25 protein-coding genes, 1 tRNA gene and 1 riboswitch are annotated in these 20,561 nt (G+C 58.7%); of the genes, 10 read left to right on the top strand and 16 right to left on the bottom strand.

Annotated elements, in window-relative coordinates:
- Positions 1-45: 45 nt before the first annotated feature.
- The 6 genes from ADG881_RS05505 to ADG881_RS05480 form a co-directional block, all read right to left on the bottom strand.
- Positions 46-1,110, bottom strand: coding sequence for a putative urea ABC transporter substrate-binding protein (locus ADG881_RS05505; RefSeq protein ID WP_007150509.1), 1,065 nt, complete (start codon positions 1,108-1,110; stop codon positions 46-48).
- Between the two features lie 56 nt (positions 1,111-1,166).
- Positions 1,167-1,306, bottom strand: a riboswitch (guanidine-I (ykkC/yxkD leader).
- A 250-nt stretch (positions 1,307-1,556) separates the two neighbouring features.
- Complete coding sequence (locus ADG881_RS05500; RefSeq protein ID WP_007150449.1) at positions 1,557-2,333, bottom strand: dienelactone hydrolase family protein; 777 nt, start codon at positions 2,331-2,333, stop codon at positions 1,557-1,559.
- A gap of 42 nt (positions 2,334-2,375) precedes the next feature.
- Positions 2,376-2,702: a hypothetical protein gene (locus tag ADG881_RS05495; RefSeq protein ID WP_155132931.1), complete on the bottom strand. Its 327-nt coding sequence runs from the start codon at positions 2,700-2,702 to the stop codon at positions 2,376-2,378.
- A gap of 64 nt (positions 2,703-2,766) precedes the next feature.
- Positions 2,767-3,336 (bottom strand): glutathione peroxidase, encoded by a 570-nt coding sequence (locus ADG881_RS05490; protein WP_007149689.1) that lies wholly within the window; start codon positions 3,334-3,336, stop codon positions 2,767-2,769.
- Positions 3,337-3,493: 157 nt separating this feature from the next.
- On the bottom strand, positions 3,494-3,856 hold the full coding sequence (locus tag ADG881_RS05485) for a HopJ type III effector protein (RefSeq protein WP_007149779.1): 363 nt from the start codon (positions 3,854-3,856) through the stop codon (positions 3,494-3,496).
- Between the two features lie 80 nt (positions 3,857-3,936).
- Positions 3,937-4,332, bottom strand: coding sequence for a hypothetical protein (locus tag ADG881_RS05480; protein WP_007150039.1), 396 nt, complete (start codon positions 4,330-4,332; stop codon positions 3,937-3,939).
- A gap of 98 nt (positions 4,333-4,430) precedes the next feature.
- On the opposite strand from ADG881_RS05480, the gene ADG881_RS05475 reads away from it, so the two are divergent.
- Genes ADG881_RS05475 through ADG881_RS17500 form a run of 5 tightly spaced genes read left to right on the top strand, consistent with a single transcriptional unit; the run spans position 4,431 to position 6,921 of the window.
- On the top strand, positions 4,431-4,739 hold the full coding sequence (locus ADG881_RS05475; protein ID WP_007149151.1) for a GIY-YIG nuclease family protein: 309 nt from the start codon (positions 4,431-4,433) through the stop codon (positions 4,737-4,739).
- A gap of 40 nt (positions 4,740-4,779) precedes the next feature.
- Positions 4,780-5,409, top strand: a complete 630-nt coding sequence (locus ADG881_RS05470; protein ID WP_007151255.1) for a LemA family protein — start codon at positions 4,780-4,782, stop codon at positions 5,407-5,409.
- An 11-nt stretch (positions 5,410-5,420) separates the two neighbouring features.
- Positions 5,421-6,140 (top strand): YgcG family protein, encoded by a 720-nt coding sequence (locus ADG881_RS05465; RefSeq protein ID WP_007149952.1) that lies wholly within the window; start codon positions 5,421-5,423, stop codon positions 6,138-6,140.
- The gene (locus ADG881_RS05460; RefSeq protein ID WP_007150800.1) at positions 6,140-6,751 is read left to right on the top strand and encodes a TPM domain-containing protein; all 612 of its coding nucleotides are present in this window, start codon (positions 6,140-6,142) and stop codon (positions 6,749-6,751) included. Before ADG881_RS05465 ends, ADG881_RS05460 begins: the two co-directional genes overlap by 1 nt.
- Positions 6,752-6,777: 26 nt before the next feature.
- Entirely contained in the window at positions 6,778-6,921 is a 144-nt protein-coding gene (locus tag ADG881_RS17500; RefSeq protein ID WP_007150790.1) for a hypothetical protein, read from the top strand.
- 379 nt (positions 6,922-7,300) lie between these two features.
- Here ADG881_RS17500 and ADG881_RS05455 read toward each other — a convergent pair whose 3' ends face one another.
- The gene (locus tag ADG881_RS05455) at positions 7,301-8,869 is read right to left on the bottom strand and encodes an AMP-binding protein (protein WP_007149334.1); all 1,569 of its coding nucleotides are present in this window, start codon (positions 8,867-8,869) and stop codon (positions 7,301-7,303) included.
- A 356-nt stretch (positions 8,870-9,225) separates the two neighbouring features.
- On the opposite strand from ADG881_RS05455, the gene ADG881_RS05450 reads away from it, so the two are divergent.
- Positions 9,226-10,257 (top strand): AraC family transcriptional regulator, encoded by a 1,032-nt coding sequence (locus ADG881_RS05450; RefSeq protein WP_039926285.1) that lies wholly within the window; start codon positions 9,226-9,228, stop codon positions 10,255-10,257.
- 131 nt (positions 10,258-10,388) lie between these two features.
- Positions 10,389-10,940 (top strand): outer membrane beta-barrel protein, encoded by a 552-nt coding sequence (locus ADG881_RS17225; protein ID WP_050760122.1) that lies wholly within the window; start codon positions 10,389-10,391, stop codon positions 10,938-10,940.
- 831 nt (positions 10,941-11,771) lie between these two features.
- Here ADG881_RS17225 and ADG881_RS05440 read toward each other — a convergent pair.
- From ADG881_RS05440 to ADG881_RS05430, 3 genes are all read right to left on the bottom strand, one after another.
- Positions 11,772-12,224 (bottom strand): hypothetical protein, encoded by a 453-nt coding sequence (locus tag ADG881_RS05440; protein ID WP_039926283.1) that lies wholly within the window; start codon positions 12,222-12,224, stop codon positions 11,772-11,774.
- An 11-nt stretch (positions 12,225-12,235) separates the two neighbouring features.
- Complete coding sequence (locus ADG881_RS05435; protein ID WP_039926282.1) at positions 12,236-12,535, bottom strand: hypothetical protein; 300 nt, start codon at positions 12,533-12,535, stop codon at positions 12,236-12,238.
- 428 nt (positions 12,536-12,963) lie between these two features.
- Positions 12,964-13,040 (bottom strand) — tRNA-Met (locus ADG881_RS05430).
- A gap of 238 nt (positions 13,041-13,278) precedes the next feature.
- On the opposite strand from ADG881_RS05430, the gene iscR reads away from it, so the two are divergent.
- From iscR to ADG881_RS05415, 3 genes are all read left to right on the top strand, one after another.
- Positions 13,279-13,743, top strand: coding sequence for a Fe-S cluster assembly transcriptional regulator IscR (gene iscR / locus ADG881_RS05425; RefSeq protein ID WP_039926280.1), 465 nt, complete (start codon positions 13,279-13,281; stop codon positions 13,741-13,743).
- A 58-nt stretch (positions 13,744-13,801) separates the two neighbouring features.
- Positions 13,802-14,953, top strand: coding sequence for an IscS subfamily cysteine desulfurase (locus ADG881_RS05420; protein WP_007151309.1), 1,152 nt, complete (start codon positions 13,802-13,804; stop codon positions 14,951-14,953).
- 178 nt (positions 14,954-15,131) lie between these two features.
- Positions 15,132-15,698: a heme NO-binding domain-containing protein gene (locus ADG881_RS05415; RefSeq protein WP_007149583.1), complete on the top strand. Its 567-nt coding sequence runs from the start codon at positions 15,132-15,134 to the stop codon at positions 15,696-15,698.
- 102 nt (positions 15,699-15,800) lie between these two features.
- On the opposite strand, the gene ADG881_RS05410 is transcribed toward ADG881_RS05415, so the two are convergent.
- From ADG881_RS05410 to sufC, 6 genes are all read right to left on the bottom strand, one after another.
- Positions 15,801-16,250, bottom strand: coding sequence for a SufE family protein (locus tag ADG881_RS05410; RefSeq protein ID WP_007151003.1), 450 nt, complete (start codon positions 16,248-16,250; stop codon positions 15,801-15,803).
- Positions 16,251-16,352: 102 nt separating this feature from the next.
- Positions 16,353-16,895 (bottom strand): putative Fe-S cluster assembly protein SufT, encoded by a 543-nt coding sequence (gene sufT, locus ADG881_RS05405; protein WP_007149671.1) that lies wholly within the window; start codon positions 16,893-16,895, stop codon positions 16,353-16,355.
- A gap of 19 nt (positions 16,896-16,914) precedes the next feature.
- A complete protein-coding gene (locus ADG881_RS05400; RefSeq protein ID WP_007149186.1) occupies positions 16,915-17,274 on the bottom strand; it encodes an iron-sulfur cluster assembly accessory protein in 360 nt (119 codons plus the stop codon).
- An 81-nt stretch (positions 17,275-17,355) separates the two neighbouring features.
- Complete coding sequence (locus ADG881_RS05395; protein WP_007151028.1) at positions 17,356-18,567, bottom strand: aminotransferase class V-fold PLP-dependent enzyme; 1,212 nt, start codon at positions 18,565-18,567, stop codon at positions 17,356-17,358.
- Positions 18,564-19,793 (bottom strand): Fe-S cluster assembly protein SufD, encoded by a 1,230-nt coding sequence (gene sufD, locus ADG881_RS05390; protein ID WP_007149693.1) that lies wholly within the window; start codon positions 19,791-19,793, stop codon positions 18,564-18,566. Before sufD ends, ADG881_RS05395 begins: the two co-directional genes overlap by 4 nt.
- Positions 19,790-20,545, bottom strand: coding sequence for a Fe-S cluster assembly ATPase SufC (gene sufC / locus ADG881_RS05385; protein ID WP_007148819.1), 756 nt, complete (start codon positions 20,543-20,545; stop codon positions 19,790-19,792). The genes sufD and sufC overlap by 4 nt, the downstream gene beginning before the upstream one ends.
- Between the last annotated feature and the right edge of the window lie 16 nt (positions 20,546-20,561).

Genomic DNA, 20,561 nt, shown 5'->3' with positions numbered 1-20,561 from the left:
CAGAGGCCGGCACCTTGCGTGCCAGCGTGCCGTGCGGATGCGTCTTTACAGCTTCCCTTCGGCGGCCATGGCCATATAGTCCGGGATGAATCGCAGTTTGATGTTGCCCTTGTTGCCATAAACTCCAGACGGCGTTTCGATGCCAATAAAGCCGGCATCCGGGGCTCCTTCACCCAGCAGTCCATGGTCGAAAGAGAACCCCGCCACTTTCTGCATGGTGTCTTTCAGTGCGGCGCTGTTCACAAACTCCACCGCTTCAGCGGGTTGGTAGAACATGCGGGTGGAGGCCAGTTGCGCTTCGTAGCCGGCCAGGTCGGTGCCGGAGGCTTGGCCCATGAAGGTTCGGGCCGCTTTGCCGGCATCATCGTCGGCGGACATGGTGGCCATGATCTCGTACCAGGCACCGGTGAGGGCTTTGCCGAAATTGGGGTTGGCGTTGAGTGTTTCTGTGTTAACGATCATCAGGTCGATGATCTCGCCAGGAATTTTCGAAGAGTCGAAGACCTTGTGGCTGTTCGGCATGCGGGTGATTTCGCTGAGCAACGGATTCCAGGTGGCCACGGCAGTGACGTCATCACTGGTATAGGCAGAAACCAGATCAGCGTCGGAGGTGTTCACCACGGTCAGGTCTTTTTCGCTCAGCCCCACGCTTTCCAGTCCCCGTGCCAGCATGTAGTGAGAAACAGACAGTTCCACCAGGTTCACGTCCTGGCCCTTGATGTCAGCCAGTGTGTCAGCGCCTTTCAGCACAACGCCGTCATTGCCGTTGGAGAAATCGCCGACGATAAGAGCCGTGGAATCCACGCCGCCGGCGGCGGGAATGGTCAGGGCGTCCATGTTGGTCATGGCGCAACCGTCGTAGGCGCCGGCGGTGTACTGGTTGATGGATTCCACGTAGTCGTTGATCTGCACCACGTCGATGTCGATGTCGTACTTGTCGGCCCATTTATCCACGATTTTTTGCTGGGCGCCGTAATCCCACGGCATCCAGCCCACATAGATGGACCAGCAGATGCTGAAGGAATCTTTAGCCAGCGCGGTGACCGGCATGAGTGAGGTGAACAGGGCAAGTGCTGCAACGGCAGCGGTCTTTCGTACGGAACGGGTCATGGTGGACCTCCTTGGCTACGGACGATGAGGAATCCAATGACAAGGTTGTCATCGTGTCCTCCCGGGCTTTTGTCCCGCCGTGTAACCCCCTGCCGGTAGACGTTGTTGCGGGTCTATCGGCGCCAAGAAGGTCGACTGCTCTCGGACCAGGCATCGGCTGCTGACGCAGACGACCGGAACCCTAGCGGTCTATTGGTGCACATTGTGTTGAGCGTTGGATGGCAACAAGGCCATTCGATTCCTCTGTTCATAGCAAAGCAAAGGGAGTGCCAAGATAGACCTGTGTTGAGGAAAAAAGTGGGTTGGCCGCACGGGCTATGGGCTGGCGGAGAAAGAAGGAGAGCGCGAAAGGGGTGGTGTTTGCGAGGAGGGTGACCATGCCGGTACGTGAATTTGTGCCGGCATGGTGCGTGGTGCGCGGTGATGCGCAATTCTGGTGCGGGTGGTTATTCCTCGTGTTCCAGAAAGTCGACCAGCGCTTTCCAGCTGACCTGGTCCGCATGGGCACTGTAGGCCAGCGGCATGTCGAAGCGTTTGCCGGCGGCATCTGCCCCCGGATTGGTGAAGCTGTGTTTCACGCCGGGGAAGCTGAGTAACTGGAAATCAGCGCCGGCGGTGGTCATCTCGCTGACGAAACCACTGACCTGTTTGGCGGGCACCATGGGGTCTGCCTGGCCGGTGGCGACCAGCACGCGGGCCTTGATGTCGCCGGCCTTGGCCGGGTTCTCCGTGCCCAGGCTACCGTGGAAGCTGGCTACTCCGGCCAGGTCGGTTCCCCGGCGCGCCTGTTCCAGCACCACCGCACCGCCAAAGCAGTAGCCAATGGCAAACAAGCGGCCCGGTGCTACCTGCTGCTGTTTGAGCATCATGGAGCGGGCCGCCTGGAAACGGGCGTTCATGGTTTCCGGGTCAGCCAGGGCGGTTTCCATAAAGCTTTTTGCGTCTTTGGGGTGGGTCGCGACTTCGCCGGTACCGTACATGTCCACGGCCAGGGCGGTGTAACCCGCCTGGGCCAGCATGTGGGCGCGGTTACGGGCATAGTCGTTCAGGCCCCACCATTCGTGCACCACAATCACCCCGGGGCCAGGGTCTTTCTGGTCATCGTTGAGGTACATGATGCCTTTGCCCAGGCCGTCAGGCAGGGTGACTTCGGTTTCAATAATCTCGGCGTAGCCGGCCTGGCCAGCGACAATCAGGGATACCAGCAGGAAAAACCGTTTCATAGACCTGTCCTTGGATGTGCCATAAGGGTGCCATAAGGCGGGTTATTTATTCTGCCAGACCCAGCGTAGTGGTTCGCCGAAGTCGTCATAAACCAGTTTGCGCTGCGGTCGGGCATTCAAGCGTTGCCGGCGTGGCTTGTGCTTGCGTGAATCAATCGTGGCTGCCACCTGGCTCAGGTCAGTGCGTTGCGCCTGACGTGGGCCATTGAACAGCACCGTCTGGTGGCCTTTGCCGGAGACTGCATCGGCGCCACTCACCCCGTTTGGCACTTCACTAATGGACCCGCCTTCGGAGAGAAAGCGTTCCATGTCGCGTTCCAGGCGATACCGTTGTTGTTCCTTACTGTTACGAACTTTCACGGGACTCATCGGGGCTGATGGGTTGATCGATCACAATAGCAGGCTCATATGAACGCTGCCACCACCACAGTGGCTAGTCCGCCTGGCCTTGAGAGCCGGGCAGCGCTTGCCGGATGGCCGCTTCCAGCTTGCCACCCAGAGGCTTTTCCGCTGAGGGGAAATGGATAATGCCGTCGCCGCTGGCGGGCACCAGGTATTTGTTGAAGTTCCAGGCGGGCTCGCCGGCCGCCTGGTTCAGCGCCTTGAACACCGGGTTGGTGGCATCGCCCTTGACTTGACTGGTGGCTGCCATGGGGAAGCTGACGCCGTAGTTCACATAGCAGATGCTGGCGGTATCGGCCTCATCGTCCAGTTCCTGGCGGAAGTCGTCGGAGGGGAAGCCGATCACGATCATGCCCTGCTCGCGATACTTCTGGTATAGCGCTTCCAGGCCTTTGAACTGTGGGGTGTAGCCGCACTGGCTGGCCGTGTTGACGACCAGTGTCAACTTGCCCGCCGTCAGGGCGCACAAGTCCAGCTCGCTACTGGCGTGCAGCTTGCGCACGGAGGCATCCAGCGCCGGGGCGCAGGCTGAGTCGGCGCTTGCCAGCGGGGTCGCCAGCAGGGCAAGCGTGGTCAGGGCATGGCGCAGGGGGCTGGGCATGCAGGGTGTCCTTTGTTTGCGTCAGCGTGATTGCCGGAACGCTCGATATTGAGAGTATCGCGAAGACCGGTCAAGGCAGCGCGAAGGGACGTTCCGGCCTTGATGAGATTTCCTGTTCGCCGCATCAGGCGCCCAGCCAGCGCTATCCACGATGCCGCTATTTTGCTGCCAGTGCGGGAGTGTCGAACACCACCTGGCTCAGGCCGTGGCGCATGAAGGTGCGAATGTTGGCGTGGTCGCTGCCGTCCGGTTTGCCCAGTACGTGCTCGCGGTAAAAATGGCCGAAGCAGGCCAGGGTCTGCGCATCGGAAAGCGTCTGGAGTTTGGCGAAGGCAAAAACCTTGCACGAGCCTTCGTTGGTGCCGGCTTCGTTACGCACACTGTCATCGCCCTCACCATTGATGAAGGAGGCCGGGGTGTAGTGGTAGTGCTCGGCAATGACGGCTTGTACCGCGTCGAAAGTGATGCTTTCGGGGGCGCTGTTCAGGGTGTCCAGCAAGGTGCTTAGGGAGGTGCTCATGGGGGAGTCCTGTGCGATGTAAAGCGCTGCAGGATAGCGCCAACCCTGCACAGAGTCACGGTTGGCGCGGGGCGTTGCGGTTACTGCACAGCGGAATCTTTAGGCAGAACCATGCCAGTGCTTTGCAGCGGGCTACAGTTCTTGATGATGACTTTCCCTTCCAGCATGTTGCCACGGGAATATTCCCGGAAAATGCACTCGTTGGTTTCCGGGTTGTAGTTTTCGATCCACAGGTTGTCATCTTTCCAGGTGGCGCTGATGTGGTACTGCTCTTCGGGCACGGTGATATGCATGGTGCCGCCAAAGCGTTTCACGAAGACCTGCTGAAGCCAGAAGTAGTAGGCGATGGTGGCGGTCAGCCAGATGATCACAGCAATAATCAGCGCGGGCTTCCATTTTCCCAGCCGTACGCCCAGACCGAACAGCGTACCAATGACCAATGCTGCCACCAGGAACCAATAAAGATAGGTCACCATAATTGCATCCTTGTCGCTTGAGGTTTGTTGTAATGGCGCTTAAGTGCGCGCAGTGTCTCTGGCATCATACCAGCCATCGCAGGGGTGGGTGTAAAACCATGCAACAGTGGTGGGTGTATATGGTGGAGTGTGCGGACCGGTCATTGTATACCGGGATCAGCACCGAACCGGCGCGCCGGTTTCACGAGCACAACACCAGCCCGAAAGGGGCGCGTTATACCCGGGCCCGCCGTCCGGTGCGCCCGGTGTTGCTGCTGCCGGGGGGTGACAGGGCCTCTGCCAGTCAGCTGGAAGCACGGATAAAACGGTTAAGCCGCCGCGACAAACAACGGTTGCTGGCGGCCCTGCAAGCAGAAAAACGGCAGCAGCCGCTGTCGGTCTGGATCGATACGCTCAGAGAGCCGTGACGATTCTGACAACACAAACACCATCAAGGAGACTGGATCGATGACAAAGACACTGACCGCGCGGGCGATGCCGCGCATGGCCACGGTGTGGCGCAGCGCCATGCTGGTATTGCTGGCTGGCTGGTTGAGCGGCTGTGGCATCAACAACATCCCCACCTACGACGAGCAGGTCAAAGCCGCCTGGTCCCAGGTGGAAAACCAGTACCAGCGCCGCGCCGACCTGATCCCCAACCTGGTCAATACGGTCAAGGGCTATGCCAGCCACGAGCAGGAAGTGTTGGTGGACGTGACCCAGGCTCGGGCCAAGGTGGGCTCCATCCAGGTGGATGGCAACATGCTCAATAATCCGGAAAAGCTGAAGCAGTTCGAGCAGGCCCAGCGTCAACTGGGGTCCGCCCTGCAGCGGCTGATGGTGGTGGCAGAACGCTACCCGGATTTGAAGGCCAACCAGAACTTCCTGGCCCTGCAATCGCAGCTGGAAGGCACGGAAAACCGTATCAGTGTGGCGCGCCGGGATTACATCGCTGCGGTGCAGCAATACAACACGGAAATCCGCACCTTCCCCGGTCGCCTGTGGCACAGCTTCCTGTACAGCGACATGGAACAGCGTGACACCTATGAAGCCACCGCCGAAGACGCGGACCAGGCTCCCACCGTGAACTTTAACTAGGGCAGGGTTTAATGCGCTATTTCGCACTGATTGTTCTGCTGCTCAGCACCTCGCTGTGGGCGGCGCCGGAATTTCCGGCGTTGTCCGGTCGGGTGGTCGATGAAGCGGGGTTGCTGACCCCCGCCCAGACCCAGAGCCTCACCCAGGCCCTGGCCGCTGCAGAACAGAATACGTCCAATCAGCTGGTGGTGGTTACCTTGCCCGATTTGCAGGGCTACGACATTGCCGATTATGGCTATCAACTGGGCCGTGAATGGGGCATCGGCAGCAAAGAGAACGACAACGGCGTGCTACTGATCGTGGCCCCCAATGATCGCAAGGTGCGCATTGAAGTGGGCTATGGTCTGGAAGGTGTCCTCACGGATGCGCTTTCCAGTGTAATCGTCCAGCAGGAAATTTTGCCGGCTTTCCGTCAGGGGCAATTCTATGGCGGCATTCAGGCCGGGGTAACCAGCATCCAGGCTGCGATCAAGGGCGAGTACCAGGGTGAACAGCAACCCCGGCAGAAAGTGTCCAGCGGCAAGGCATTGCTGATTCTCTGCGTCATGATCGTGCTCACCTTCCTGCTCTCCTTTGGGGGCGGCGGTGGCCGTGGTGGTCGTCGTGGTGGCTTGATGTTCCTGCCCATGGGAATGGGCGCCGGTGGTTTCGGCGGTGGCGGTTTTGGTGGCGGCGGCTTCGGCGGCGGCGGTGGTGGTTTTGGAGGCGGTGGTGCCTCGGGAGGTTGGTAATGTTGTTGGATAACACTGCACAGGATGCACTGGCCCGCGCCATCAGCGAACAGGAAACCCGCACTGACGCGGAGCTGGTTACCGTGTTGGCCCGGCAGGCGGATGATTATCGCTACGTCACCGTCATGTGGGCGGCCCTGCTGTCCTTGTTGGTGCCGGCGGTACTGCTGTTCCTCCCCGTGTGGCTCACCCCGTTTGAAGCTCTGCTGCTGCAGTGGGGCGTGTTGTTGGGGCTGGCGGTGCTGTTCCGCGTGAAGCCAATCCAGTTCCGGCTGGTGCCGCGGCGGTTACAGCAGGCCCGTGCTGCCGGGTTGGCGCGCCAGGCGTTTCTGCAGCAGGGGCTGCATCGCACCAAAGGTGCCACGGGCGTGCTGATCTTTGTCAGCGAGGCCGAGCACTATGTGGAGATTCTTGCGGATCAGGGGATCGCCCAGCATGTTCCCGACAGCGAGTGGCAAAGCATGGTGGATGCCTTTATCGCGGACCTGAAACGCGGTGACGTGGCCAAGGGGTTCCAGGAATGCGTGGCCGCCTGCGGTGACAAGCTGGCGGCTCATGTGCCCGCCACGGAGCAGAAAAACGAATTGCCCAATCATCTGGTTATTCTCTGATTTCGGGGCATTCTCAAGAAGGGGCCATGTGGCCCTTTTTTTGGTTCTTTGCGGATGAACGTGAAAAACACCGGTTGCGCCTGATTGATCGTAGCGTTGCCAGAAATGCCGGCATTGCTGGATGGCTGGATGCCAAACGCCTGATGCTCGAGGTTAAATCAGCCCGCTGATGCGCTGGAAGGTTGAAGCGATGAACTGGGGAGCCTCTGTAAAACGCCCAACGGCACGGCTTCTACTGATTTTGTGGGAAGTGATGCTTGCATCACGAATGACGTTGGAGTGTGGCAGGCTTCTTATCACAGTAGAACGGGGGGCAGAGGTGACCAAGAGTACATTCGGGATGCAAGCATCCTCTCCCACAATATCTACAACGCACCGCAGAAGGGTCAGGCCGGGTGTCGAGCGTTTGGCAAAGTGCCGGGTATTCGCGAATCGATCAGACGGCGAGAAGCGTGTTATCCACTCTCACCCGTGAAGAGCCTAAAAAAACGGCGCCGCTCTGACTGCGTTCACGCAGCAGAGACGGCGCCGTAATGTGAGCCTTGAAAATTACTGGTCGCGTAGTTCGCGGCGCAGAATCTTGCCCACGGTGGATTTGGGCAATTCCGCATGCACGATCACGTGCTTGGGCACCTTGTAGGCGGTCAGCTCCTCGCGGCAGAAGGCAATAATGTCGTTCACTGGCACGTCTTCCGACAGGGCCACATGGGCACACACCGCTTCGCCGGTCTTGTCATCGGGCTTGCCGACGACAGCCGCTTCCACAACGCTGGGGTGACGACTCAGTACATCTTCGATTTCGTTGGGGTACACGTTGAAACCGGAGACGATGATCATGTCTTTCAGGCGATCGACAATCTTGATATTGCCATTTTCCTGCACCACACCCACGTCACCGGTGCGGAAGAAACCGTCCTTCATGGACTTGGCCGTTTCTTCCGGACGATTCCAGTAACCCTGCATCACCTGTGGCCCGCGGATCACCAGTTCGCCCACTTCGCCAATGGCCAGCGGGTTTCCCTCTTCGTCCCAGGCTTGCACTTCGGTTCCGATCAAGGGGGCGCCGACGGTGCCCAGCTCTTCGGCACCGAACTGGTTCAAGGTGGCGACCGGTGAGGTTTCGCTCAGGCCCCAGCCTTCGGTAACCGGGCAGCCAGTTACGGATTGCCACAGCTTGGCGGCGGAGCTGGTCAGCGCGCTGCCGCCGGAGAAGGTGAGCTTGAGGCTGGAGAAGTCCAGAGCCTTGAAATCCGGATGGCGGCACAGGCCGACAAACAGGGTATTGATACCGGCCAGGCCGGTGAACTTGAACGGCTGGATGGTTTTCACAAAGCCGTCCAGATCCCGCGGGTTGGGAATCAGCACATTCATGGCGCCCAGGTTGAACAGGGCCAGCATGTTCACGGTGAACGCATAGATGTGGTACAGCGGCAGCGGGCAGACAAAAATCTCCTTGCCGGCTTCACAGCGCTCGCCCAGGCGGTCTTCCATCTGCGCCGCGTTGGCCAGAATGTTGGCGTGGGTCAGGCTGGCGCCTTTGGCCACACCGGTGGTGCCGCCGGTGTATTGCAGCACGGCGATGTCTTCACGCTGGGCCTTGATGGGTTCCAGGTCAGGCAGGTTGGCGCCTTGTTCCATGGCCGCCACAAAATCGTGATAGCCGTGCTGGGTCTCTTTGGGCGGGGCAATCAGGTCTGCCGGGCCGGTCACCAGCACGTGCTCAACCTGGGTGTCGGCCTTGATGGCTTCCAGCCGGTCCAACGCGTCGGCAAACACCACCAGCGCTTTGGCGCCGGAATCACTGAATTGATGCTGCATTTCCCGCGGCGTGTACAGCGGGTTGGTGTTGACCACCACCAGGCCGGCCCGGAAAGCGGCGTAAGCGGCAATCGGGTACTGGTTCAGGTTGGGCAGCTGAATGGCCACGCGGTCACCCTGTTGCAGTCCGCAGGCATGCTGGAACCACTTGGCCAGATGGCGGGACTTCTCTTCCAGGTCCGCAAAGGTCAGTGTCTGGCCCAGACAGTGGTAGGCAGGCATGTCCGCATACCGCTGGCAGTTATGCTCGATAAATTCGGCGGTATTGGTGAACTGCTCGTTCAGTGAAGGGGTGCTCATGGAATACTTCTCCCGATAGTGTTGTGCGCGTATTAGTACTGGCATTTCTGCCGTTGAATCGTTGTTATTGTGCCGGGCGAGAGCCTGAACCACTGCTCTGCGCCAGCAAGGCGGGGGCTGGCCTGCCGTCCATCTGAAATGGTCCCGAGGGGACTGCGCTGCTGATGGGGCAGCGCGTCAGACGGTGGCGCAGCACCCGCATCGTCGGCCAACACCTTACCCCGGTGATCGGAAATCGCCATGGCTGTGCACGCCAATCTGTTGTCCCATCGCGCCGTGGCGGTAAAATGGGGGCTTGGAGCAAAGGTGTAATGCCGGGGCCAGTAGGGGCCGCCGGGGCAATAAAGGCTGAAAATGTGCAAAGCGAATATATAGCCCTGAGCGGCTGGGTGATCCCCATATCCAAGACCATGCAGGCCCATGGTATCGACGTGCAGGCGGCGTTCGATGCCTGTGGTATCGCCGCCGCGGATCTGGAGAACTTGGAATCCAGAATGGCGGTGGCCAAGCTCTCCTCCCTGGTGGCCTATTGCAATGCCCGCCTGCCGGGGAAAGATTTCAGTGTTCAGGTGGGTCAGCATTTTCACCCCGGCATGTTCCATGCGCTGGGCTACGCAATGATGTCGTCGGCCTCCCTGGAAGATGCGTTGCTGCGCATCGTGCGTTACAAGCGCGTGCTCTCGAATGCCTGCTGGGCTGACGTGCTCGAAGAACCGGCGGGCCTTGCCATCCGCACCATGCCGGTGTTCAACGAGGTGACCGGCAAGCCGGCGCTGGGGCGTTGGGAAATCGAGATATTCTTCGCCACCCTGGTGACATTTGCCCGTGAAGCGGTGGAGACGGCACTGCGGCCGTTGCACGTCAGTTTTCATACGCCCCCTCCGGAGCAGGGAGCGGCCTATCTGGAAGACTTTTTCGGCTGTGATATCCACTTCAATGCGGACTGCAACGTGGTGGTGTTCGATCGGGAGCAGGCCGCACAGAAACTGCTTACCCACAACATGATGCTGACCCAGAGCCATGAAAAAATGCTCGACGAGTACCTGTCTCGTGTCGACCAGAATGACCTGGCCAACCGGGTGAAGTGTCGCATCCAGGACAAGCTGGCCCTGGGCTCGCCCACCCAGGCTGACATTGCCAGCACCCTGGGAATGAGCTTGCGCAATTTACAGCGAAAACTCAGCGAGCAGGGCACCAGTTTCAAAGACATTCTGGAACAGACCCGCAGGAAGCTGGCGCTGGAATATATCGAGCAGCGTCACCTGACACTGGGCGAAATCGCCTATCTGGTGGGCTTTTCTTCCGCAGCCAACTTTAACCGTGCCTTCAAACGGTGGACCGGCGTCAGCCCGGGAGAATTCCGGGTGAGCCACTCGGTCACGGCGTAATGGAAAGGCGATGTGTATCCGCCATGAGGGATACAAAAGGGCAACGATACGGTGATTCGGGCTGCTGCCTGACGCAGCACTATCGCGGTAGACTCAACGGATAATCCAATAATGATCGCAGGGAGCGACTCATGGCTTTACTCAGAAACTTTATCGTATTGTCTTGCAGCATGGTGCTGGCAACGACCGCCGCCGCCGACCTCAATGTGCACGGCGCCTTGAAAGGAGGCTGGACCGATCTGGATTACGGTGACGGGGATTTTCCTGCCGGCACAGATGTCGACTCCACTGACCACACCTTTTCCCTCCTCGCAGGGCTCACGTTTCCGGTGGCCAGGGATCGCATTCACCTGGGCGGTGAAATTGCGCAAACCTATCTGGGCGAATACACGGCGGAATTTGGCGGTGCTGACGAAGACGTCAAACTTTACGGCAGTGAGGTCGTGTTCGCCGGCTTTTTCGACGTAGCGACCGGCACCCGGTTATTTGTACGCGCTGGCGGCTGGGCCTGGGAATCTGACGTTGATCACGGCGACGATGATTCCGGTTTTGATCCGGTCTGGGGAGCGGGCTTCACCTATGGCTTGGATAATTTGTTATTACGTGGCGAAGCAAACCGCTACGACGCCGATGATGTGAAGGTGGATGCCTACACCATCGGTTTGCAGTATCAGTTTATGTAGAACGTGCGCGTTTCAAGAAAACGAAAAGGGGCCTGACGTTTCCGTCAGGCCTTTTTTTGTCTGGTAGCAAGGGGCGGACTTGAACCGCCGACTCCAGCATTGTGAGGGCGAATTCACCTTTCCATAAATTGGCTTATTTTTACAAAACAGCAAGTTAAATTATTTAGGGTTGCTGTAAAGAGGACTTCCTGTCTAAGCGGGTGTCATGTGGGCAATGTGATTTTTGATTGCAACTACATGTTCCCGGGCCGTTTTTCACCAGCGCGCAAATTAAGTATGTAAGGTATCGCTTACATAAATTTGTAAGTTGATGATGTAAAGTGAGTTTTGAAAATTCGAGGTGCAAGAAAAGTCGAAGTAAAAATTCCTGTTCAACACGCAAATGCAAGAAAAGTCAGGTGAGAGTGATTCCTTTTTTTATAGTAACTCATTGAACTGTTTTTATTTTGGCGTGATTTGAGCAAAGAGCCAGATCGGGGATATATTGCAAAGTGATATATCGCAAGTGCAATTGAATACGCTGTTAAGTGAGAAAAATGAAGGCTAAGGAAGCGATTAAGAAATGGTGGGAAGGAAAATATGTGCCTGAACCTCCTGGTAGCCCAATGCTGATGGGTTCTTATGAGCGACACTGGACTTCAATTGCGCTCCATTCCTGCGTTCGATTCTATTTGGCACATTGGAAATGGATCTGGCCGTTTCTGGTGAGTGTTGTCGGATTGATGATTGTAAGAACAAAAGGGTGAGGTTGGTGAAATCACTTAACAAGCGGCGGCAGGCGGACCAAATTTCCGCTCGTTCCTCGCTCCAATTTGCCCGCTGCGCCGAGCGTTAAACTCCACAGTATTCCTTCTCTTTAGCGATCTTCCGCTCAGAATCAGGCTGATCTCGCCAAAACTGACAAAGCTGTAAGTTGATTTTGTACGCATCGACTTGCTGCTTTGCCTGTTCCCGCTGGCGTTGCTGCTCTTGCCGCTTTTGGAACATGGCTTCTTTGTGGTGCTCTTGACCTACTTTCATCCAGTAAGCGCGTTCGGTTCCTTCCAGTTCCCAGACTCGTTTCCCCTGTGGAGTCATGAAACAAAGCGCGGAATTACTATGGTTGCCTTCGCTTTCACAAAGGGCGGTCATTGATGCGGCTTGGGAGGCTTTGCGTTGTTCTTCGGCAATGGCTCGCGCAATCCCGGCGGCTGAATTTCCGATAGCCTTAACGATCTCTTTACTGACATCAGCTTGGGCGAAAAAAATAATACCGAGGAGTAGTGAGGCTATCAGGTATTTCATTATCTATTTTCTCAGCGGTAGCGGTACTTGTTCTGCATGTGCCTGTCTGTATCACGGCTCATCTTGATGGCCTTTCGTCCTTGTTCTAGTGCCCGTTTTCTTCGTTCACCAGTCATTTGGTATGCGGCTTGATAACTACCAGGTGGACGGTGGCATTCTGCAATTTTCTTTGCACTTTCGTAGTCTGAACAGATGGGCTTGTACTTGGTGATGCGCTTTTCAAGCACGGCATCGGCTAGAGCGGTATTGGATAAACCAAAGAGGAGAGCGACAGACAGAGCAAGCTGCCAGCCTTGGCGTGGTGTGTTCATATCCCTTCCCTGAGATTGAAATTTATTCTGTGCTGAACTTTATGAGCTGTGTTCAGTAATCATGTGCAGATTTTATTCTATTTGAGAACTATCTTTGCGCTGCGCGCTGGATGACCTCTATTCCTTGTTGCGCGACGCAGTCCGCACCAACTCACCAAGGATATCATCCTGTTTTATCTCGAGATCTTCAAGATACGAGGTTTTGCCCCGTGCGCGTGTTTCTCTGTTTTGCCAGGTCGAGGCGCATTGGTTCACACCTCGAGAGTTGCTCCTACAGCCCAAGGAGAGAGGAGAAGGGGGCGCTGACTCGGACAGAGCAGGTGTTGTCAGCCTGTTGAGTGGCGCATAAAGCTTGATGCGGCCGCGGCGCGACTATCGGCGGCCACAAAAAAGGGTTAGAGATCGCTCTCTAACCCTTTTTCTTTGTCTGGTAGCAAGGGGCGGACTTGAACCGCCGACCCCAGCATTATGAGTGCTGTGCTCTAACCAGCTGAGCTACCTTGCCATTTGAGGTCGCGAATTTTCCGTGAGGTGGGGGCGGGTGTCAAGCATTGCCGGTGAGGCTGGGTAATGTTTGATCAGAAGTTGCCTGTAGGGCAAGGAATCTGCCATAGTTGCCGTGTAAATGAAAATCACTATCATTTGCTGGCTGGGTTCGTTAGTCTTGCAAAGCAAGAATACTTGACCAAATTGCTCGGGATTACTACTCTCACTCTTTAAATACACGCAAGAAAGGTGTGGATATGCGTTTGACGACCAAAGGCCGCTATGCGGTAACCGCGATGCTGGATCTGGCGCTGCATGCAGCGACGGGGCCTGTGTCGTTGGCGGATATTTCCGAGCGTCAGGGTATTTCCATTTCCTACCTGGAACAGCTGTTCGCCAAGCTTCGCCGTAATGGGCTGGTGAGCAGTGTGCGTGGCCCCGGCGGCGGCTATCAGCTGAGCCGGGAGAGTGAGCAGATTGACGTGGCGGCGGTGATTGCGGCGGTGGATGAATCGGTGGATGCCACCCGTTGTGGTGGCCATGGGGATTGTCAGGAAGGCGATACCTGCCTGACCCATCATCTGTGGTGCGATCTGTCCGACCAGATTCAGGATTTTCTCAGCGGTATTACGCTGGGTGAGCTGGTGGCCCGCCAGGAAGTGCGGCATGTGGCCCAGCGCCAGGATCGCCAGCAGCAGCGCTTGCCCGTCAGCAGTCTTTGATTGTGTGCCGGCGCGCTGCCGGCCTCAGTAACCCGATACCAGCCATACGATACCCATCATGAGTAATGCCGTTTACCTGGACTATGCGGCGACCACTCCGGTAGACCCGGCGGTGGTAGACGCTATGGTCCGTCATCTTGGCCCTGAGGGCACCTTTGCCAACCCCGCATCACGCAGCCACCTGTACGGTTGGCTGGCGGAAGAAGCGGTGGAATCTGCCCGCCGTCAGGTTGCCGACCTGTTGAATGCGGACCCCCGCGAAGTGGTGTGGACCAGTGGTGCCACCGAGGCCAATAACCTGGCGCTGAAAGGGGCTATCGATGCCCGTGGTGGTGGCCATGTGATCACCAGTGCCACCGAACACAAGGCGGTGTTGGATGCCTGTGGCTGGCTGGAAAGCCAGGGCCATGCGGTGACCTACCTGAAACCGGAGAAAGACGGCCAGGTGAGCCCGCAGAGCGTGGCGAATGGCATGCGTGAGGACACGGTGCTGGTGAGCGTGATGCACGCCAACAACGAGACCGGGGTGATCAATGATATCGCCGCCATCGGTGCCCTGTGCCGCGAGCGTGGCGTGCTGTTCCACACGGATGCCGCCCAGTCTGTCGGCAAGCTGCCCCTCGACGTGAAAACCCTGCCGGTGGATCTGGTGTCAGTGTGTGCTCACAAGGTCTACGGCCCAAAGGGTATCGGCGCCTTGTATGTGCGCCGTTCGCCAGACGTGAAGGTGGCCGCGCAAATTCACGGCGGTGGCCATGAGCGCGGTATGCGCTCCGGCACCCTGGCGACGCACCAGATTGTGGGGATGGGCGGAGCCTTTGCGCTTGCCGGGTTGCTGAAGGACGAGGAAGGGCCGCGTATCGCTGCGTTGCGTGATCGCCTGTGGCAAGGAATCGAGGCCCTGGGCGGCGTGAGTGTGAACGGCGAGGGCGCTCCGCGTTTGCCGGGGCACCTGAATGTGGCGTTCGAGGGCGTGGATGGCGAGATGCTGCTGACGGCCATGAATGGCGTGGCGGTGTCGTCCGGTTCGGCGTGTACCTCTGCCTCGCTGGAGCCTTCCTATGTGCTCAAGGCCATGGGGGTTGAAGATGCGCTGGCCCATGGGTCGGTACGTTTTTCCGTGGGGCGTTTTACCACGGACGAGGATATCGAGCGCGCCATTGCGTCGGTGACCGACGCGGTGTCGCGACTGCGCACTGTGTCCGCCTGACAGCAGCGATCGGGGACCGTCCGGGTAAGAATGTGACGGTTTCCGGCACTGTGTTGTCTCCACCGCCCGGGCGAGCCTTGCCCAGCGGTGTTTCCGGGCCGCTCAGAGGCCCGTTTTCCGGTATGGCTTTTGCTTTGCTCTCAGTGAGGATTAACCGCACTGATCGCGAGGACGTGCCATGCATGGTGTCATCGTTTCCAACTTCAAAACTTACCTGGATGAATTTCTCGGTGCGGATGCCTGGGGCGATGTGATTGCCGGTGCCGGGCTTGACGGAAAAACCTACCTGCCGGTGGCCCTGTACCCGGATGCGGAAATGGAGGCGTTGCTGGAGGCGGCAGTGAATGCCACCGGCCTGCGCCGGGAGGACTTGCTGGCGGATTTTGGTGAGTGGGTCATTGGGCCGCTGGTGCGCATGTACCAGGCCATGATTCCGGCGGATTGGGGCACCCAGGCGCTGCTGCTGAATATGCAGACCATCCATGAGCGGGTGCTGAAACTCAAGGACCCGGCCGCCAGTGCGCCGAATATTCAGGTGCGCCAGTGCGGTGAAGGCACGCTGGAAATTCACTACCTTTCACACCGTAATATGGCGCCGATGATTCTGGGGGCGGTGAAGGGGCTGGCTGAGCATTTTCAGGAGACGGCGTTGCTGCTAGCCGCAGAGGACGGCGAGCAGGAAGGGGAATGTCGGTTCTTGTTCCAGCTGCAGTCGCAGTGTTTTTCTGCTCAGGATGTGGGCTAGGTTTTGTAGGAGCGCTGCTTGAGGCGCCAACCGCACCCGGAAAGGCTTTCGCAAGCAGGTTCGCGGCTCGAGAGCCGCCCCTGCAGAGAAGAGGGAGCGCGTTCAGGCGGCCAGTTGGGTGGCCTGGTGTTTGATCTTGGCGACCATGGCGCGCAGGCCGTTGCCACGGGTGGGACTCAAGTGGCCGAGCAGATCGATACGGTCGAAGAAGCCGTCCATGTCGTAGTCATGAATGCCCTGGGGGGATTGCTGGTTGAGTGCCGACAGCACGATGGCGGCCAGCCCTTTCACGATCAGCGCATCGGAATCCACCGCCAGATACAGGGTGTCGGCATCACTGTCGTAATCGGTTTCCAGCCATACCTGGCTCTGGCAGCCGCGCACAAACCGGTCTTCGGTCTTCAAATCGTCAGGGAGGCCGGGCAGCTGCTTGCCGAGGTCGATGATATAGCGATAACGCTCTTCCCAGTCATCCAGAAATTCCAGGTCCTCGGCAATGTCCTCGGCGGTCACGTCCTTGCCAAGCTTGATGCTGCGAATATCAAATTGCACGTCGTTGAGCTCCGTGGCCTGACGCTGGACGCCTGATGCCTGACGCTAAACCGGTGATGGTTTTCCTCGTCTGGCGTTTGGCGTCAAGCGTCTGGCGTAAATTTAGAACATCCCCAGTTCGAGCTGGGCTTCTTCGCTGATCATCTCGCGGCTCCAGGGTGGGTCGAACACCAGGGCCACTTCCACCTTGTCCACGTTGGGGACTTTGCCGAGCCGGTCTTCCACGTCGCCCACCAGCACCGGGCCCATGCCGCAGTTGGGGGCGGTCAGGGTCATGCGTACCTGTACCACGTTCTGCCCGTCTCGCTGGATGACGTCGCAGCCATAGACCAGACCCAAAGCCATGATGCTCACCGGGATTTCCGGATCGAAAATGGTCTCCAGGACGGTGTTCAGGTCATCGTCGCGCACGCTGCCGTCGCCGTTGGCGGGCGCAAAATTCAGCTCCAGCGGTTCCTGGCCGATGGCATCGGCGTCGGTGCCGTCGATGCGCGCCATGTTGCCGTTGATGGTGACGGTATAGGTGCCACCCAGCGCCTGGCGCAGGTTGACGAAGCTGTTCTTGGGAATGGTAATACGGGTGCCGTCCGGTACCTTACGGGCCGGAACGTCGCGTTGAACCACTACCGTACGTTGGTCTGCCATTGTCTTCCCGGGCCGGTGGTTAGACGTCGTCTACCGTAAAACTTTCGCCGCAGCCGCATTCGCCGGTGGCGTTGGGGTTGCGGAACTTGAACAGGCTGTTGACGCCTTCGGTGACGTAGTCGATGACCAGGCCGTTGAGCATGGGGAGCCATTTTTCCGGTACGTAGAGGTTTACGCCGTCGATTTCAAACAGCTTGTCGCCGTCCTTGGGTTCTTCCACGAAGTCCAGGGTGTACATGAACCCGGAGCAGCCGGACTCGTCCAGATCCAGGCGAATACCGGTGGCATTGGCCCGCTGGATTTCACGCAGAGCCTGTTGGTTGGCTGCCTCGGTCAGGTTGAGGGTGACCTGGCCGGGTTGGAATGTCTGAACGGTCATGTGTTACCTACCTTGCATGAAACGCCAGACGCTTAACGCCCGACGCTTGACGCGAAAAAACCGGATCAGGTGTGCCTGGTGTCACAGGAAGGTTTTGACCTTCTCAAGACCTTCGAACAGGCGATCCACCTCTTCCAGCGTATTATAAATCGAGAATGAGGCCCTGACAGTACCGGGAATACCCAAAGTATCCATCAATGGCATGGTGCAGTGGTGGCCGGTGCGAACGGCGATGCCCTGTTTATCCAGCAGCATGCCCACATCGGCCGGGTGGCCACCGTCCAGCAAAAAGGACAGTACACTCACTTTACTGGTGGCGGTGCCGATGATTTTCAAGCCGTCGCAGGCTTGGGCGCGCTCGGTGGCGCGGGCCAGTAAGGCGTCTTCGTGGACGGCCAGGGCCGGGCGATCCTGCTGGTTCAGCCACTCAATGGCGGCGGCCAGGCCGATGGCGCCGGCGATGTTGGGCGTGCCCGCTTCGAATTTGTAAGGCAGCTGGTTCCAGGTGCTTGCTTCGAAGCTGACCGTTTCAATCATTTCCCCGCCGGTCTGGTAGGGCGGCATGGCTTCCAGCAGTGCGCGGCGGCCATAGAGTACGCCGATACCGGTGGGGCCAAATAGCTTATGCCCGGAGAAGGCGTAGAAATCCACGTCCAGATCCTGCACGTCCACCGGGAAGTGGGCCACGGCCTGGGCGCCGTCGATCAAGGTGATGGCGCCGGCGGCTTTCGCCCGGGCCACCATCTCTTTCACCGGGTTCAGCGTGCCCAGCGCATTGCTGGCATGGCCAATGGCGAAAATTTTGGTTTTCTCACTGAGTAGTTGGACGAAGGCGTCCTGATCCAGGCTGCAGTCGTCACGCAGCGGAATCACTTTCAGTGTGGCGCCGGTGGCGGCGCAGGCCTGTTGCCAGGGGACGATGTTGGCGTGGTGCTCGCTGGTGCCGATCAGCACTTCATCGCCGGGCTGCAGGCGCTCCCGGGCCACGCACTGGGCCACCATGTTGATGGACTCGGTGGTGCCCTTGGTCCACAGGATTTCTTCGCGGCTGGCGTTGAGGAAGTGCGCTACCGTTTCGCGGGCACCTTCGAACTGGCCGGTGGCTTCGTCGCTCAGGTAGTGAGCGCCACGGTGCACGTTGGAATTCACCGTGCGGTAGTAGTTATCCAGCGCTTCCAGCACCGCCACCGGTTTCTGGGTGGTGGCGCCATTGTCCAGATAGACCAGCGGCTTGCCGTTCACCTGTTGATCGAGAATCGGAAATTGTGCGCGCAGGGCCTGGATATCCATCATGCGGCAGACTCTCCCGCCGGCGTGGTGTGAGCCAGCTCGGCTTCCAGCCAGGGCGTGGCCCATTCGGCTACTTTCTCGTGGGGCAGGGTCATCAGCAGCTCGTTGACGAAGCCCAGGCTCAGCATGCGCTTGGCTTCGGCGGCCGGAATGCCGCGCGATTGCAGGTAGAACTGCTGCATGGCATCAAGCTGGCCGACGGTGGTGCCGTGGGCACACTTTACGTCGTCGTTGTAGATTTCCAGCTCCGGCTTAGTGTTGATTTCGGCGCCGGGATTGAGCAGCAGGTTCTTGTTGGACAGCTCGGCATTGGTGCCGCTGGCACCGGGGTGAATATGGATGCGGCCGTTGAACACTGCCTTGCCATTTTCGCCGGCCAGGCCTTTGAAGTTCTGGTCCGATTCACAGTTGGGCACCGAGTGCTCTACGCACAGCTGGTTGTCCACGTGGGTCTTGTCGCGCACCACGAAGATGCCTTTCATGTTCAGTTCGGCGCCGCTTTTGCTGACCAGGGCGCGCACGTCGTTACGACGCAGGCGGTTGCCGGTCATCAACTGGTAGCTGTCGACCTTGCTGATGCCTTGCTGATCGATGATCAGGGTGCCGATATGCAGGCTGCTGGCCTGCTCGCCCTGCAGCCGATAGTGAGTCAGCTGGGCATTGTCGGCGGTGACCAAGGCGGTGACCGCATTGGTCAACGCCTCGCCTTGCCCATGGTAATGCTCGATCACGGCGGCTTCGGCGCCCTGATTCAATACCACCACCAGGCGCGGATTGCAGTGCGCGGGGGCATCGCTGGCAGACTGGATCTGCACATGGATGGGCTGCTCGATACGGGTGTTGGCGGCCACGGTCAGCACCACGGGCTGGCTGGCAACGGCGCTGTTGTAGAACGCAAACGGGGTCTGCAGGCCGTTGATGGCAGGGCCATCGTGGGACAGGGTTACGCCATCGGGCAGGTTGTGGCTGACCAACTGGCCGTTGTTGATCGTCACCACATGCTCAGACAGAGCGGGCAGCGGTTGGCTGATTTCGCCGTCGGCGATGGCATTGAGATGGCCATCGGCCAGTGCCTGCAAAGAGGTGTACTTCCAGCGCTCGGTTTTGCGCTCAGGGAAGTTGGCTGCTTCCAGGGCGGCCAGAGCATCGCCTTCGCTGCCGCTACGCTGTGCGTTGGCCAGCGCCTGGGTTTTCAGTTCCTGCGCCAGGGAGGAGGCAGAGAGACTCATGCGGACTCCTCTTCTCCGGTCAACCAGCCGTAGCCTTTCTCTTCCAGCTCGTGGGCCAGTTCCTTGCCGCCGGATTTGATGATCTGGCCGTTGGACAGCACGTGCACGAAGTCCGGCACGATGTAGTCCAGCAGGCGTTGATAGTGGGTCACCAGCACGATGCCGCGTTCCGGGCTGCGCAGGGAGTTGACGCCCTTGGCCACGGTTTGCAGGGCGTCGATGTCGAGGCCGGAGTCGGTTTCATCGAGCAGCGCCAGCTTCGGTTCCATCAGCAGCATCTGCATGATTTCGTTGCGCTTTTTCTCGCCGCCGGAAAAGCCTTCGTTAACGCCGCGCTTGAGGAAGCTGGCATCCAGGTTGACCTGTTTGCAGGCCGCGCGGGCCTGACGAAGCAGGGTGACCGAATCCCACTCTTCCTTGCCCTGGGCTCCGCGCACGGATTCCAAAGCCGCTTTGAGAAATTCCATGTTGGAGACGCCGGGGATTTCCACCGGGTACTGGAAGGCCAGAAACAGGCCGGCCTGGGCGCGCTCTTCCGGTTCCAGGTCCGCCAGGCTGTTGCCTTCGAAAAGGGCTTCGCCGCCGGTGATTGCGTAATTGTCACGACCCGCCAGTACGTTGGCCAGAGTGGATTTGCCGGAGCCATTGGGGCCCATGATGGCGTGTACCTCGCCCGGTTTAACGGTCAGGTTCAGGCCCTTGAGAATCGGCTTGTCCGCCACGGTGGCGTGCAGATCACGAATTTCCAGCATATTTTGATGCGCCTTT

Source organism: Alcanivorax sp. DG881 (assembly GCF_000155615.1).
Taxonomy (GTDB): Bacteria; Pseudomonadota; Gammaproteobacteria; order Pseudomonadales; family Alcanivoracaceae; genus Alcanivorax.
Note: the sequence above shows the minus strand (reverse complement) of the source record. Positions and strands in the feature narration are given on the sequence as shown.

Bases quoted from the DNA above. Each gene is read 5' to 3' on its own strand.
- ADG881_RS05495 (WP_155132931.1), bottom strand. From the start codon at position 2,702: ATGAGTCCCGTGAAAGTTCGTAACAGTAAGGAACAACAACGGTATCGC.
- iscR (WP_039926280.1), top strand. From the start codon at position 13,279: ATGCGTTTGACGACCAAAGGCCGCTATGCGGTAACCGCGATGCTGGAT.
- ADG881_RS05485 (WP_007149779.1), bottom strand. From the start codon at position 3,856: ATGAGCACCTCCCTAAGCACCTTGCTGGACACCCTGAACAGCGCCCCC.
- ADG881_RS05420 (WP_007151309.1), top strand. From the start codon at position 13,802: ATGAGTAATGCCGTTTACCTGGACTATGCGGCGACCACTCCGGTAGAC.
- ADG881_RS05435 (WP_039926282.1), bottom strand. From the start codon at position 12,535: ATGAACACACCACGCCAAGGCTGGCAGCTTGCTCTGTCTGTCGCTCTC.
- ADG881_RS05470 (WP_007151255.1), top strand. From the start codon at position 4,780: ATGACAAAGACACTGACCGCGCGGGCGATGCCGCGCATGGCCACGGTG.
- ADG881_RS05455 (WP_007149334.1), bottom strand. From the start codon at position 8,869: ATGAGCACCCCTTCACTGAACGAGCAGTTCACCAATACCGCCGAATTT.
- ADG881_RS17500 (WP_007150790.1), top strand. From the start codon at position 6,778: ATGTGGCCCTTTTTTTGGTTCTTTGCGGATGAACGTGAAAAACACCGG.
- ADG881_RS05415 (WP_007149583.1), top strand. From the start codon at position 15,132: ATGCATGGTGTCATCGTTTCCAACTTCAAAACTTACCTGGATGAATTT.
- ADG881_RS05480 (WP_007150039.1), bottom strand. From the start codon at position 4,332: ATGGTGACCTATCTTTATTGGTTCCTGGTGGCAGCATTGGTCATTGGT.
- sufT (WP_007149671.1), bottom strand. From the start codon at position 16,895: ATGGCAGACCAACGTACGGTAGTGGTTCAACGCGACGTTCCGGCCCGT.
- ADG881_RS05500 (WP_007150449.1), bottom strand. From the start codon at position 2,333: ATGAAACGGTTTTTCCTGCTGGTATCCCTGATTGTCGCTGGCCAGGCC.
- ADG881_RS05440 (WP_039926283.1), bottom strand. From the start codon at position 12,224: ATGAAATACCTGATAGCCTCACTACTCCTCGGTATTATTTTTTTCGCC.
- ADG881_RS05460 (WP_007150800.1), top strand. From the start codon at position 6,140: ATGTTGTTGGATAACACTGCACAGGATGCACTGGCCCGCGCCATCAGC.
- ADG881_RS05465 (WP_007149952.1), top strand. From the start codon at position 5,421: ATGCGCTATTTCGCACTGATTGTTCTGCTGCTCAGCACCTCGCTGTGG.
- ADG881_RS05490 (WP_007149689.1), bottom strand. From the start codon at position 3,336: ATGCCCAGCCCCCTGCGCCATGCCCTGACCACGCTTGCCCTGCTGGCG.
- ADG881_RS05475 (WP_007149151.1), top strand. From the start codon at position 4,431: ATGCAACAGTGGTGGGTGTATATGGTGGAGTGTGCGGACCGGTCATTG.
- sufC (WP_007148819.1), bottom strand. From the start codon at position 20,545: ATGCTGGAAATTCGTGATCTGCACGCCACCGTGGCGGACAAGCCGATT.
- sufD (WP_007149693.1), bottom strand. From the start codon at position 19,793: ATGAGTCTCTCTGCCTCCTCCCTGGCGCAGGAACTGAAAACCCAGGCG.
- ADG881_RS17225 (WP_050760122.1), top strand. From the start codon at position 10,389: ATGGCTTTACTCAGAAACTTTATCGTATTGTCTTGCAGCATGGTGCTG.
- ADG881_RS05400 (WP_007149186.1), bottom strand. From the start codon at position 17,274: ATGACCGTTCAGACATTCCAACCCGGCCAGGTCACCCTCAACCTGACC.
- ADG881_RS05505 (WP_007150509.1), bottom strand. From the start codon at position 1,110: ATGACCCGTTCCGTACGAAAGACCGCTGCCGTTGCAGCACTTGCCCTG.
- ADG881_RS05395 (WP_007151028.1), bottom strand. From the start codon at position 18,567: ATGATGGATATCCAGGCCCTGCGCGCACAATTTCCGATTCTCGATCAA.